Source organism: Parafrankia discariae (assembly GCF_000373365.1).
Taxonomy (GTDB): domain Bacteria; phylum Actinomycetota; class Actinomycetes; order Frankiales; family Frankiaceae; genus Parafrankia; species Parafrankia discariae.
The window spans coordinates 42,968-55,505 of sequence record NZ_KB891115.1; the positions used below are offsets into that span (position 1 = coordinate 42,968).

A 12,538-nucleotide genomic window follows, 5' to 3' on the forward strand; every position below is an offset into this window, starting at 1 on the left:
GCCCGCCGTGCGCCTCACCGCGCGGTCACGGTTCGCGCACCAGGTCCGCGGGCTCCGTTCGACCTGACCGATACCCCGGTAAGATCAGTAACGTGATGCGTCGCCATGAGCGCGGAAGCTCGCCGGGAGATGGGGCGAACTGACGACCATGTCGGGCGAGCGACGGTGCAGCATGGGCGAGACAAGGCACTACCGACGAAAAAGAATGTGGACCTTCGGACGAGGGCGGGAGCTACCGCCCCCACTGCATGGTGCCACTGGACGGGATACCGACGGAGCGCGGCAGGATACGCGATGTCCTCCGGACGCACCTCGGCCTCGACCAGCCCGTATAACCAGATCATCATGCACCGCACCCTCGACCGCGGAGGAAGCTGGATGACATCCGCATCGGAGCCGTGGATCACCCTTGACTACACAAACCATCGCGGCGAACGGAAGGAGCGACTGGTCCGGCCCGAGCGGGTCTGGCACGGTCGGACGGACTGGCATCCAGAGTACGACCAATGGCTGTTGGAGGCATTCGACAAGGATCGACAGGACATCAGAAACTTTACGCTCAGGAATATTCACAACTGGCGACCATCGACCGATCCGATACGACCATCCGGTGTCGGCACCGGAGTCTACCGTCACTTCAAGGGCGGACTCTACCTGGTGACAGCGGTCGCACGACACAGCGAGACGGAGGATTTCCTCGTTGTTTATCGAGCACTCTACGGCAAGTTCGACCTGTGGGTTCGACCGCTGAAACATTTCCAGGAAGTCGTTGCCGATCCCGCGGGAAACCCAGTCCCAAGATTTGACTTCACAGGCCCGATATAGGGTCCCACGGGCGATTTCCCCTGGAGATTCGAGCGTGCCGCCCCCGGCGCGGGTTGACGCCGGCACCGGCACCGGCCGTCCCCAGCAGGTCGGGCCTCGGGGTTACGCAAGCCCTCGCCGGCGATGGCTTGCGACGCTGGGCGCAGGACACTACTGTGCCCCCGAGCTCCACTGTTCACCGACCGCTCTCGGGCGTTCTCTCGACGAGCCGCTCGACGGGCCCCTGACGCGGCGACAGGTCAGAGGACGCGCAGCCGTCGGGCTCCGCGCAGGGCGGCGTCCCAGGCGGCCCCGACAACCGCGCCGGTCACGAAATGGCCGATCCAGACCACCAGGAAGGTGGCCAGGATCAGCATCGGCGCCCAGTTCCAGGACAGCTGGAGGACGGTCCGCTCGAACGCGCTGTGCGGGTTGACGACCGGTTCCCAGCTGTTCAGCCGGGCCCACCGTCCCAGGAAGATCCCGACGGCGCACAACGCGTGTGCCGCCACGGTGACCCGGCCGCGCCACTGGGCTCGGCCGATGTGCCCGAGATACCGGCGCAGCCCGGCCAGCGCCAGGTAGTAGGCGAGGAACCCCGACCCGATGAACATCGCGTAGACCGGCAGCACCACGGTCACCACGGCACCGTCGCCGCCGGCCAGCAGCACGTCGTCCCGTAGATGGACGAGGTCGGTCACGACGTACGGGGCGTTGGGCAAAAACAGCGCGAACAGCACGAACCCGGCCCACCACAGGGGCGGGCGGAGCGGACGCCGGTCGGCGCCGCCCCGGAACAACCCGCAGGCCAGAACGACCGGTACCCAGGCCAGCAGGGTGTTCCACATCATCCACCGCGCGTTGCCGCGGACGACGACAGTCAGACTCGGCGCCACCACTTCCAGCACACCCATGGCCACATTGTCGCTACCAGGCTCGCCCGCGCGGCCGTTTTCACGGCCGCGCGGGCAACCGGTGCTCGTGCGTCGACGGACCTACCCGACGCCGTCCTCCTGATCCTCGGCGACGCCGGCGCGCTGGACGCGCTGGATCGACTCGGCGATGCCCTTGATCCGCCGCAGTCGCGCGTCCCACGCCGACCCGACGGACGACAGCTGGGCCACCGCGCGGGCGAGCTGGGCGTCATCCACCCGGTACTGCTTCTCCCGGCCCGCCGGAGTCGCACGGACGAGGCCGACCCGGTCAAGGACGACGAGGTGCTTGGCCACCGCCTGCCGGGTGACCGGCAGCCGCTGGCTCAGCGTGGTCGCGGTGCCGTGGCCCTCGCTGAGCAGCAGGTCGAGCATCCGGCGTCGGGTGGGGTCCCCGATCGCGGACCAGAGGTCGTCGTCGACGCCCTCGGTCACGATGGTTCTCATGGCCGCAGCTGAAGCGTCGCCACGTACGGCGCGAGCCGCGGCAAGTAGAAGTCCCAGCCGGAGACGTGGTCCTGGTACTGCTGCTCGAGAGTGGCGATCTCCCAGCCCATCTCACGGAAGCCGGTCTCGGTCATCCGCAGCAGCGTCCCTGCTCCCGACGGGGTCAGCTCGAAGGTGACCAGGAGCGAGTTGCCCTCCGCCGCGGCCTCGCCGGCCGGATGCGTCCAGCGGAAGGAGAACGTCCGCGGCGGTCGGGCGTCGACGACGGTGAACGCCACCGCCTTCCCGCCGGCGTCGCAGTCACCGAAGACGATCTCTCCCGTCGAGCCGGGCGTCGGCTCGTAGCGGGCGTCGTCCGGCCACCACCGCCTGAGGTGGTCGGGGCTGCTCACCACCTCGAAGACGATCTCGGGCGCCGCCTCGACGTAGACCTCGCGCTCGACTGTGCCGAGTTCCATGACATCCTCCCGCAACGTTTGGTTGCTCGTGAGGCTATCCGGCGAGCCGAGACAAAGCAACCATCGGTTGCTCCTCGCGCCTGTCGAGGCCGCAGGTGACCGTGCGGGTGCCCCGGCCGGGCCTGATCCGGCCGGGGCACCCGCACGGTGGGATCTAGGAGAGGTCGTACCGGTCGAGGTTCATCACCTTGGCCCAGGCCGCGACGAAGTCGTGCACGAACTTCTCCCGCGCGTCGTCGCTCGCGTACACCTCGGCGAGCGCCCGCAGCTCCGAGTTCGAGCCGAAGACGAGGTCGACGCGGCTACCGGTCCAGGTCAGCTCGCCGGTGGCGGCGTCCCGGGCCTCGAAGACGTCGTCGTCCTCGCCGCTCGGACGCCAGGTCGTGCCAAGGTCGAGCAGGTTGGCGAAGAAGTCGTTGGTCAGCACCCCGGGCGTCGCGGTGAGGACCCCCAGCGAGGACTGCCGGAAGTTCGCCCCGAGCACCCGCAGGCCACCGACGAGGACCGTCAGCTCCGGGGCGCTCAGGGTCAGCAGGTTCGCCCGGTCGACCAGCAGGTACTCGGCCGGCAGGCGCTGGCCCTTCCCGAGGTAGTTGCGGAACCCGTCGGCGGCCGGTTCGAGCGCCGCGAACGACTCGACGTCGGTCAGCTCCTGCGACGCGTCGGTCCGGCCCGGGGTGAACGGGACCTCGACGTCGAACCCGGCGTCGCGGGCGGCCTGCTCGACGGCGGCACCGCCGGCGAGCACGATCAGGTCGGCGAGCGAGACCCGTCGGCCGTCGGTCCGGCCGGCGTTGAACTCCTCCTGGAGACCGGTCAGCGTCCCCAGCACGGCCGCCAGCCGGTCCGGCTCGTTGACCTCCCAGTCGCGCTGCGGCTCGAGGCGCAGGCGCGCGCCGTTGGCCCCACCGCGCTTGTCACCACCGCGGAACGTCGAGGCCGACGCCCACGCGGTCGCGACCAGCTGGGAGACCGACAGCCCCGAAGCGAGGACCCGGGCCTTCAGCGCGGCGACGTCCGCGGCGTCGACGAGCTCGTGGTCCACCGCCGGCACCGGGTCCTGCCACAGCAGCGTCTCGGCCGGGACCTCCGGGCCGAGGTAGCGCGCGACCGGCCCCATGTCACGGTGGGTCAGCTTGAACCAGGCCCGGGCGAACGCGTCCGCGAACTGGTCCGGGTGCTCCAGGAACCGCCGCGAGACGGGCTCGTAGACCGGGTCGAACCGCAGGGCGAGGTCGGTCGTCAGCATCGTCGGGGCGTGGCTGCGCGCCGGGTCGTGCGCGTCGGGGACGGTGCCGGCGCCCGCGCCGTCCTTCGGCTTCCACTGGTAGGCCCCGGCGGGGCTCTTCGTCAGCGCCCATTCGTAGCCGAACAGGATCTCGAAGAAGCTGTTGTCCCAGCTCACCGGAGTGGTGGTCCAGGCGCCCTCGAGCCCGCTGGTGATCGCGTCGGCGCCCTTGCCGGTACCGAAGGCGTTCCGCCAGCCGAGGCCCTGCTCCTCCAGGGGGGCGCCTTCGGGTTCCGGGCCGACGTTGTCCGGGTCGCCCGCGCCGTGGGTCTTGCCGAACGTGTGGCCGCCGGCGATGAGCGCCACGGTCTCCTCGTCGTCCATCGCCATCCGGCGGAACGTCTCGCGGATGTCGCGGGCGGCGGCCAGCGGGTCCGGGGTGCCGTTCGGGCCCTCCGGGTTGACGTAGATGAGGCCCATCTGGACCGCCCCGAGCGGATTCTCGAGCTCCCGGTCACCGGTGTAGCGCCCGTCGCCGAGCCAGGTGGTCTCCGGGCCCCAGTAGACGTCCTCGTCGGGCTCCCAGACGTCCTCGCGGCCACCGGCGAAGCCGAAGGTCGTGAAACCCATCGACTCCAGGGCGACGTTGCCGGCGAGAATCATCAGGTCGGCCCACGAGAGCGCCTGGCCGTACTTCTTCTTCACCGGCCACAGCAGGCGACGCGCCTTGTCCAGGTTCCCGTTGTCCGGCCAGCTGTTGAGCGGCGCGAAACGCTGCTGACCGGCACCGCCGCCGCCGCGACCGTCGCTGACGCGGTAGGTGCCCGCGCTGTGCCACGCCATCCTGATCATGAACGGGCCGTAGTGCCCGTAGTCGGCCGGCCACCAGTCCTGCGACGTCGTGAGCACCTGCGTGATGTCCCGTTTGACGGCGGGGAGATCGAGGGTCAGGAACGCCGCCGCGTAGTCGAACTCCGCGTCGAGCGGGTTCGCCACCGCGGGATTCTTGGCGAGGATCCTCAGGTTCAGCCGGTTCGGCCACCAGCCGCGGTTCCCGCCGCCCTGGGTGGGATGCGGGGCCCGCTCGTGCGCGACCGGGCAGCCGCCACCGCTCTCCTCGTTCAGCTCGGAAACAACTGTCTCGTGATTCTCGGACACGGGATCCTCCGTCGTTGGCGGATCAGCAGCGGATCGGGGGGTCAGGTTCGGTCGGGGTCGGGTCGGAGCCGGTCGGGCGTCGCCGGCGGGGAGCAGTCGGGGCAGCGGCCCCAGTAGAAGACCTCGGCCTCGTCTATCGAGAAGCCGTGGTCGTCGGAGGCGACCAGGCAGGGCGCCGAGCCGACGGCGCAGTCGACATCGGCGATGGCCCGGCAGGACCGGCACACGACGTGATGGTGGTTGTCCCCCACCCGCGACTCGTAACGGGCCACCGAGCCGGCCGGCTGGATGCGCCGGACCAGGCCGGCCGTGGTGAGAACCCGCAGCGAGTCGTACACCGCCTGGTGGGACACCTCGGGAAGCTCCTCGCGCACGGACCCGACGATCGAGTCGGTGTCGGCGTGCGGATGGGCGTGGACCGCCGTCAGCACCGCCACCCGCGGACGGGTGACGCGCAGCGCGGCCCCGCGCAACATCCGCTGGATCTCCTCCGCTGTGGTCACCACCACATGGTCACCCCTTTTCTTGAATCAGTCAAGAAAAGCAGAAAGTAGCTATTAGATCACCCAGAGCTTCCGGCCTGCCCCGGAGAAGCGGACGGGCCACGCGGATCCAGGTCACCCGACTCATCGAATGCCACGATGCGCCACAGTTCGTATCGAATGCGTAGTATTCGGCTGGCTGACGCCACCGTCCCCCGCCCGGAGCATCCGATCAGCGGTGTCCGGTGCGATGCCCGACGGATGCTGGAAGGGAAGAACAACTTCGCGTTGGCGGAGACCACCCGGCGCAACACCGCGGTATACCGGCGGCGCGGCATCTCGCTCCAGGCCCGGGACCGCGCGCAGGTCGCGGCGCTGGTCCCGGCCGCGATGGTTTCCGCTGGCTGCCCCGGAGGTTCAGGCGGTCGGGTTCCAGCGGGTGATGACGTCGAGGGTGGGCGCGGTCGCGGTGCCGCGTGGCTCGGCGACGAGGCCGGCGGACTCTGCCACCTCGGCCACGTCGTCGATGGTCTTCACCAGGCGGCCGGTGGCTTCGGCGAGCAGGAGTGCGCGGGTCAGCAGGCCCTTGGTCTGCTTCGCCTGGTAGCTGAGTGGACGGCGGACCCAGCGCCCGTCGACGAGTTTCTCGGTCAGGGCACGCACGGGCAGGGCGCTGGCGCGGATCGGTCCGGAAAGGGATGGCACGGTCGCGTAGTCCGACGAGCGGAGGTCCACGACGAGGTGCTCGCCGACGGCGTCCGGGGCGCAGGCGAGCAGGTCGGGCAGGGCTGGCGTGAGCCGGGCGCGCCAGAAGGCCGCGAGCACGGTCGGTGCGGTACGGCCACCGAGGCCGGGAATCGCCGCCGCCATGCCGACCCGGTGGTCGGGCACCGGCTCGGCCGCGCCGAGGAGGCCGAACGCCCCGTTGGAGACGAACAGGGTGTGGCTGGCCGCAGCTCGCGCGGCGGGTGGCAGCGCCGCCGGAGCCAGCGCCTCGTAGAGCACGCCCACGAATCGGTCGAGCGCTGGCATCGTCGGTGCGTCCAGCATCGCGGTGTTGGCGGCCAGGTCGGCCCGCGCGCGTGAGGCCGGCAGCCGCAGCGCGATGACCGCCGCGTTCGGGTCGGCCCGGCAGAACGCCGCGACCGCCCGCGCGACCTCGGCGCGGGCTCCCGCGAGCGGGCCGTCGCCAAACCCGGCCGTCCGCAGCGACGGCCCGTCGCCGCTCTCGGCCTTCCCCTCGCTCGGCGGCAGCAGGATCCGCACCTGTCCGACCTCATTTCACGATCTCGGCATCCCGGCGTTCTGTGCTGCCAAGCTACGGTGACCTCGAGGTTGATCAGTCCGGCGGCCGCCGCGTGATCGACGTGATCGCCGCGGCTGTTTTGTCGGCCCACCTGTGGTCGAGCGGTCCGACGTCGAAGATCAGTCGGTACCACAGCGAACCGTAGACGAAGTCGACCAGCTGCGTCGTGTACTCGTCGGGGATCTCGCCGCGGGCGACGGCCCGGTCGAGGAGCGTCTCGAGCGCGGCCCGCCTGGTGATGAGGAAGCGGTCTCGGACGTCATGGGCGACCGCCTGATCGGTGGCTGCCGCCGCGGCGACCGCGCGCAGGAGAAGGGCGGTGGTGCCGTCGAGCGCGTCGATCGTGGACCTCAGGAAGGCGTGCACGTCGTCCGGCAGGCTGCCGCTGTCGGGGAGCGGGATGCCCAGCTGCCCGCGTTCGACCATCGCATCCAAAATCACCTCGGTCTTGGACGGCCACCAGCGGTAGAGCGTCTCCTTGCTGACGCCGGCCCGCCTCGCGATGGCCTCCATGGAGAGACCAGCCGGTCCCACCTCTCCTGCCAGCGCCAGGGTTGCTTCGAGCACCGCGGCGCGCGCTCGCTCGCTGCGCGGTCGTCCGGGCCGGCGGGCGGGCTGTTCATTCACCTCCGCATCGTAACCGAACGGTCCGTTCGGTATTGATGGTAGAGTTTGCGAACGGGTCGTTCGGAAATGGAGGTTCGCGATGTCCGCGAGCAGCAGCACGCAAGATCGTCACGTCGCCGTCCTCGGCGGCAGCGCCGGGATCGGGTTCGCCACGGCCCGGCTCCTCGCCGACCGGGGCGCGGCCGTCACCATCGGCGGCCGCAACCGCGACCGGCTCGAGGCGGCGGTCAAGGAACTGGGCGGATCGGCCAGGGGAATCGAGGTGGACGCCGAGGATGTCGGCGCGCTGCGGCGCTTCTTCAGCGAGGCGGGACCGATCAGTGACCTGGTCGTCACCGTCACCCGGCGAGGCGGGGCCGGTCCCGCGGCCGAGCTCGCCGACGCCGACCTGGCCGGAGCGTTTCTTGGCAAGTCCGTCGCTCACCTGCGGGCCGTGGCCCTGGCGATGCCGACGCTTGCCGCGGACGGCTCGATCACGCTGGTGACCGCGGGGTCGGCCCAGGCCGCGCTGCCGGGGACCGCGGGGTTGGCCGCGGTCAACGGCGCCCTGGAGGCCGCGGTGCCGCCGCTCGCCGTCGAGCTCGCTCCCCGGCGGGTGAACGCGGTGTCCCCGGGCGTCATCGAGACCGGCTGGTGGGACGAACTGCCAGTGGACGCTCGACGCGCCGCGCTGGACGAGTTCGCCGGCCGAGCGCCGGTCCGGCGCAACGGCCGCCCCGACGAGGTCGCGGCGGCGATCGTCGCGGTCCTGGAGAACGGATTCATCACCGGCGTGGTCCTGCCCTGCGATGGCGGGCTGCGGCTCGCCTGATCCGGACAGACAGGGGTTGGTCAGTACCTGCCGGGTGAGGTCTTCCAACCGGGTGGCTGCCGACCGGCGGAAGGACGGATCGCTCACTCTGATGCGGCGTCCTTCGATGAAGGCGCTCAGAGGGTCGGTGGGTCGCAAGTCAGTGGCCGGGCTGTGTGTGCGACCAAGGGGTGGTACCGATCGTGCTCGCGCACGCCCGGGCGCTGCTCACCAGCAGCCCGCGGGGCCGCACGGTCCACGTGCACGGCGATGTCCGCCAGCCGGCCGAGATCGCGGATCAGATCGCCCGCTTCTTCGGCGGCTGGGGACTTCTCGACCCCGGCGTCGTCCCAGCGACGCGGTGGCGGGCCGACGAGCCCGAATCCACCGTGATCCGGGTCGGCCTCGGCCACGAACCGGCCTGGCACTCCCGCCGGCCGCGGACGGGCCGCCGCCCGTACGTGACGATATGGGAGTGCTCAACGGAATCCTGCTCGACTTCTACGGCACCGTCGTGGCCGAGGACGACCACACCATCGACATCGTCTGCGAGCAGGTCCGCCTGACCGCCGCCGGACGGTTCGACCCGACCGCCGCGCAGGTCGGCGCCTTCTGGCGCCACGTGTTCCAGGAGGAGACCGGCAGAAGCGTCGCGGAGGCCTTCCGCACCCAGCGGGACATCACCCTGTCGTCGCTGGCCCGCACACTGCGCCGCTTCGGCTCCACCGCCGACCCCTACGAACTGTGCACGCCGCAGTTCGACCTCTGGCGCCAGCCGATGCTGTGCGCCGACACCAGGGCCTTCCTGGACGCGGTCGACCTGCCGGTGTGCGTCGTGTCCAACATCGACCGGGCCGATCTGCGCGCCGCGATCGACCATCACCGGCTGCCGCTCGACCTGCTGGTCACCAGCGAGGACGCCCGCTGTTACAAGCCGCACCCCGCCATCTTCCAGAGCGCGACGCGACTGCTCGGCCTGCCCGCCGACGCCGTGCTCCACATCGGCGACTCGCTGACCTCCGACGTCGCCGGCGCCCACGCCCTGGGCATCCCCACCATCTGGGTCAACCGGTCCGGACGGCCCCGCCCCGCCGACCTGACGTCGATCGCGGAGGTCGCCGACCTCACCGGAGCGCTCCCCCTGCTGCGACGAGCGCGCCGGTAGCGGGCCACGGCGGCAATGGGCCCCGGGAAGGCAGAGGCTCCCGGAAAACGGGGGCCGGGAAATGTGGAAGAGCGGTCATTTCATGCAGTTCATGCCGCCGCTCGACCACAGCAAGGCCACCCGGGAACTCGGCTGGGAGCCGTCCCCGACCCCGGACTCCGTCCGCGCCGGCGCGAAGTTCTACCTCGACCAGCAACACCGGCCCGCTCGCTGACCCGGTCGCCCTGGCGGCGACACGCGTCGGGGCTACGAGACCCGGAGCCTTACGAGGCCCGGAGCCTGTCGACGGGCATGACGTGCGGGCGGTCCTCGAAGGTGTACGAGCGTTCCCCCAGGTACAAAGCCACGCCGGGCACGAACGCGTCTCCGGTCGCGTCGCGGAGCTTGCGCGGGGGAGCACGGATGCCGGAGCTACCGTGGCGGTGCCGCCCAGCACCGATGAGTTCGGTGCCGTCGGATGGTCTGACCAGGGAACGCACCGGGCAGAGCGGAGCCGCGGGCGACGCGGAGCCGGGACGTCCACGGCATGGGTCGACACAGTTGAGGAGAGTTCGGGATGCGCACACTGATCGTGACCGCCTTCGTGTCCGTCGACGGGGTCATGGAGGGACCGGGCGGCGAGGCGGACTACCGGAACACCGGCTGGACCTTCAAGGACATCGACTTCGACCCGGCCGCCTACGAGATCAAGGGCCGGGAGCAGGAGGAGACCACGGCGCTGCTCCTGGGACGGACCAGCTACGAGGCTTTCGCCCCGGTCTGGCCGACGATGGACGACTTCGCCGGCTACAACGCGATGCCGCGCTACGTCGTGTCCAGCACGCTCACCGCGGACGACCCGCGGTGGCCGGCGACGATCCTGCGCTCCGTCGACGACGTCGCGAAACTGAAGGAGACCGAGGGCGGCCCGATCGCGGTGCACGGCAGCGCGACCCTGGGCCGGAGCCTCGCCGACGCCGGGCTGGTGGACCGCTACCACCTGCTGGTGTTCCCGGTGCTGCTCGGCGCCGGGAAGCGGCTGTTCAGCGAGGCCGACAAGGACAAGACCATGCTGAAGCTGGTCGAACAGGACGCCTACCCGAACGGCGTCCAGAAGCAGGTGTTCGAGGTCGTCCGCTGACCGGCGGCGCGCGGGCCTCAGCGGCGGAACAGGCCGGCCTCCTGGATGGCGGAGGCGACGAGCAGTCCGTCCCGGGTGAAGAACATGCCCCGGGAGAGGCCCCGCGCGCCGCCGGCACTCGGGCTGTCCTGCGCGAACAGCAGCCAGTCGTCCGCCCGGAACGGCCGGTGGAACCACATCGCGTGGTCCAGGGAGACGATGTCGAGCCGCCCCGGCACCCCCAGGTACGGCAGACTCGCGGTGCTGGCCAGGGTCAGGTCGGAGAGATAGGTCAGCGCGCAGACGTGTAACAGCGGGTCGTCCGGCAGCAGCTGGTCGACCCGTACCCAGACGCTCTGCCGCGGTATGCCGTCGGCCGGGCCGCCCGCCGCGCCGTCCTGCGGTACCCCGGGGACGCCCGCCGTCGAACGGATGTCGATCAGCAGGAACGGGCGGTACTCGGGGGCCTCGTCGATCGGCCCCCACCACCGGCGCAGCGTCTCTGGACTGGGCACGTCCGGAGCCCGCAGCCGGTGCGCCTCCTCGGTCTCCCGTGGCCGCTGGAACGACGCGGACATCGAGAAGATGGTCTCCCCGTCCTGCACCGCGCTGACGCGACGCGTCGTGAACGACCGACCATCCCGGATTCGCTCGACGAGGTACACGATCGGCGCGTCGGTACGGCCGGGGCGGAGGAAGTAGCCGTGCAGCGAATGCATCAGCCGGTCGGGCTCGACGGTGCGGCCGGCGGCCACCTGGGCCTGAGCGGCCACCTGCCCGCCGAACGCGCGCATCGGAGCGCCGTCATGACACAGACCGCGGAAGATGTCGCGGTCCACGGACTCCAGCGTCAGCAGGTCCGCGAAGTCGGGCTTGCGCTCGGTCATCGACGTCCGCCGCCGGGCATCTCGCCGGCCGGATTCGCGGACAGGGCTGCTACCAGCCGAAACGGCGGGATCAGGGACACCGTGTGAGGCTACGCCGTGCCCGGCGCCCGGCGCCCGGTGCTCGGCACCCGGCGCCCGGTGCTCGGCACCAGCGCTCCGACCAACCGGCCGCCGGGCGGCTAATCGCCCGCGGCCGGCTCGGGGGAACCACCGAAAATGCTGTCGCAGAGCACCAGGTAGAACCGGTCGGGCCGGGGGACGTGATCGATTTTCTCCAGCTCGCTCGAATGGTCCCCCTCGGTCTCCATCGCGAACTTGCCGTAGCCGAGCACCCGGCCGTTGGGATCCAGGGTGTAGGAGATGTCGGTGATCTTCGAAAGCGGGATGCTCTGGACCCGCAGGGAGATGATCCCGGAAACTTTGATCATCCGGGAACTCGTGATCAGCAGGCTGGTGCGATGCCAGTCGAGCAGGTGCCACAACAGTCGCAGGACCGCGGCCAGCACGACCCACCACAGCAGCGTGATCAGAAAACCGGCGCCCGTGTCATGGGCCTCCGAATAGATGGTCAGGGCCAGGACGCCGATGAGGATGGCAGCCGTCCCGAGCACGAATCGGGCGATTACCACCCAGTGCAGTCGAATCCGAACAATTGCCTGCTCATCCGCGGCCAGAAATTCGTAGTTCCGCACGCCGAACCCCCCCGGGTTTCTCTCGACGTACGGTCGCACCGCCAGCCGTGCGGTGACCCTGACAAGAATCGGCTTCAGCGCGACTTTCCGCACCGGTGTCCGGAGGATCAGCACCAGCCGCGACGGTCGCCGGCGCGCGGACTCCCCGGGCGCCCGCCGAAACGCCGAGGGGCCCTCCGTCCCGCCCGCTGCCGCTTGACGCCGGCAGAGGCGGGGGGAGGGCCGCTCGTCAGCGCGCTCTCAACCACCCAGGCGATTCTCAGTCGGCGGCGGTCGTCCCGCCCACGGTCGCCCCACCAACAGCGGTACCGCCACCATCGTCGGCGACGGTCGTACCACCCACAGTGGGCCCGCCAACCGCGGTGCCACCGCCACCACCGGCGACGGTCGTACCACCCACCGTCGGCCCGCCAACCGCGGTGCCACCGCCACCGGCCACGGTCGTACCACCCACGGTCGGCCC

The 12,538-nt window shown here is 70.7% G+C and carries 16 protein-coding genes; 6 read left to right on the plus strand and 10 right to left on the minus strand.

Going from position 1 to position 12,538, the window contains the following annotated elements; all coding sequences use genetic code 11:
- Nucleotides 1-294: 294 nt before the first annotated feature.
- Nucleotides 295-825, plus strand: a complete 531-nt coding sequence (locus B056_RS41665) for a DUF1653 domain-containing protein (protein WP_018500860.1) — start codon at nucleotides 295-297, stop codon at nucleotides 823-825.
- A gap of 239 nt (nucleotides 826-1,064) precedes the next feature.
- Here the strand turns inward: B056_RS41665 and B056_RS0105295 are convergent, their stop codons facing one another.
- The 7 genes from B056_RS0105295 to B056_RS0105325 form a co-directional block, all read right to left on the minus strand.
- Entirely contained in the window at nucleotides 1,065-1,718 is a 654-nt protein-coding gene (locus tag B056_RS0105295; RefSeq protein ID WP_018500861.1) for a DUF1361 domain-containing protein, read from the minus strand.
- Nucleotides 1,719-1,799: 81 nt separating this feature from the next.
- The gene (locus tag B056_RS0105300; protein ID WP_018500862.1) at nucleotides 1,800-2,183 is read right to left on the minus strand and encodes an ArsR/SmtB family transcription factor; all 384 of its coding nucleotides are present in this window, start codon (nucleotides 2,181-2,183) and stop codon (nucleotides 1,800-1,802) included.
- Entirely contained in the window at nucleotides 2,180-2,641 is a 462-nt protein-coding gene (locus tag B056_RS0105305; protein WP_018500863.1) for an SRPBCC family protein, read from the minus strand. Before B056_RS0105305 ends, B056_RS0105300 begins: the two co-directional genes overlap by 4 nt.
- A 154-nt stretch (nucleotides 2,642-2,795) precedes the next feature.
- Nucleotides 2,796-5,027 carry a catalase/peroxidase HPI gene (gene katG / locus B056_RS0105310; RefSeq protein WP_018500864.1) on the minus strand — a complete coding sequence of 744 codons (2,232 nt, stop codon included), beginning with the start codon at nucleotides 5,025-5,027 and terminating at the stop codon, nucleotides 2,796-2,798.
- A 41-nt stretch (nucleotides 5,028-5,068) separates the two neighbouring features.
- Entirely contained in the window at nucleotides 5,069-5,503 is a 435-nt protein-coding gene (locus B056_RS35250; protein WP_051105549.1) for a Fur family transcriptional regulator, read from the minus strand.
- Between the two features lie 423 nt (nucleotides 5,504-5,926).
- On the minus strand, nucleotides 5,927-6,775 hold the full coding sequence (gene yaaA / locus B056_RS0105320; protein ID WP_018500866.1) for a peroxide stress protein YaaA: 849 nt from the start codon (nucleotides 6,773-6,775) through the stop codon (nucleotides 5,927-5,929).
- Between the two features lie 73 nt (nucleotides 6,776-6,848).
- Nucleotides 6,849-7,541 (minus strand): TetR/AcrR family transcriptional regulator, encoded by a 693-nt coding sequence (locus B056_RS0105325; protein ID WP_230202827.1) that lies wholly within the window; start codon nucleotides 7,539-7,541, stop codon nucleotides 6,849-6,851.
- Between B056_RS0105325 and B056_RS0105330 the strand changes: the two genes are divergently transcribed.
- From B056_RS0105330 to B056_RS45280, 4 genes are all read left to right on the plus strand, one after another.
- Nucleotides 7,522-8,253 carry an SDR family oxidoreductase gene (locus tag B056_RS0105330; RefSeq protein ID WP_018500868.1) on the plus strand — a complete coding sequence of 244 codons (732 nt, stop codon included), beginning with the start codon at nucleotides 7,522-7,524 and terminating at the stop codon, nucleotides 8,251-8,253. The two genes, B056_RS0105325 and B056_RS0105330, sit on opposite strands and share 20 nt — an antisense overlap.
- A 182-nt stretch (nucleotides 8,254-8,435) precedes the next feature.
- A complete protein-coding gene (locus B056_RS40235) occupies nucleotides 8,436-8,798 on the plus strand; it encodes a class I SAM-dependent methyltransferase (protein WP_084647100.1) in 363 nt (120 codons plus the stop codon).
- Entirely contained in the window at nucleotides 8,702-9,397 is a 696-nt protein-coding gene (locus B056_RS0105340; protein ID WP_018500870.1) for an HAD family hydrolase, read from the plus strand. The genes B056_RS40235 and B056_RS0105340 overlap by 97 nt, the downstream gene beginning before the upstream one ends.
- 82 nt (nucleotides 9,398-9,479) lie before the next feature.
- Nucleotides 9,480-9,611: a hypothetical protein gene (locus B056_RS45280; RefSeq protein WP_018500871.1), complete on the plus strand. Its 132-nt coding sequence runs from the start codon at nucleotides 9,480-9,482 to the stop codon at nucleotides 9,609-9,611.
- 49 nt (nucleotides 9,612-9,660) lie between these two features.
- Here B056_RS45280 and B056_RS44050 read toward each other — a convergent pair whose 3' ends face one another.
- Nucleotides 9,661-9,876, minus strand: coding sequence for a hypothetical protein (locus tag B056_RS44050; RefSeq protein ID WP_076784641.1), 216 nt, complete (start codon nucleotides 9,874-9,876; stop codon nucleotides 9,661-9,663).
- A gap of 77 nt (nucleotides 9,877-9,953) precedes the next feature.
- Between B056_RS44050 and B056_RS0105355 the strand changes: the two genes are divergently transcribed.
- Nucleotides 9,954-10,517 (plus strand): dihydrofolate reductase family protein, encoded by a 564-nt coding sequence (locus B056_RS0105355; protein WP_018500873.1) that lies wholly within the window; start codon nucleotides 9,954-9,956, stop codon nucleotides 10,515-10,517.
- Nucleotides 10,518-10,534: 17 nt separating this feature from the next.
- Here B056_RS0105355 and B056_RS0105360 read toward each other — a convergent pair whose 3' ends face one another.
- Both B056_RS0105360 and B056_RS0105370 read right to left on the minus strand, forming a co-directional pair.
- A complete protein-coding gene (locus B056_RS0105360) occupies nucleotides 10,535-11,383 on the minus strand; it encodes an acyl-CoA thioesterase (protein ID WP_018500874.1) in 849 nt (282 codons plus the stop codon).
- 179 nt (nucleotides 11,384-11,562) lie between these two features.
- The gene (locus B056_RS0105370; protein WP_018500875.1) at nucleotides 11,563-12,189 is read right to left on the minus strand and encodes a PH domain-containing protein; all 627 of its coding nucleotides are present in this window, start codon (nucleotides 12,187-12,189) and stop codon (nucleotides 11,563-11,565) included.
- Nucleotides 12,190-12,538: the final 349 nt, after the last annotated feature.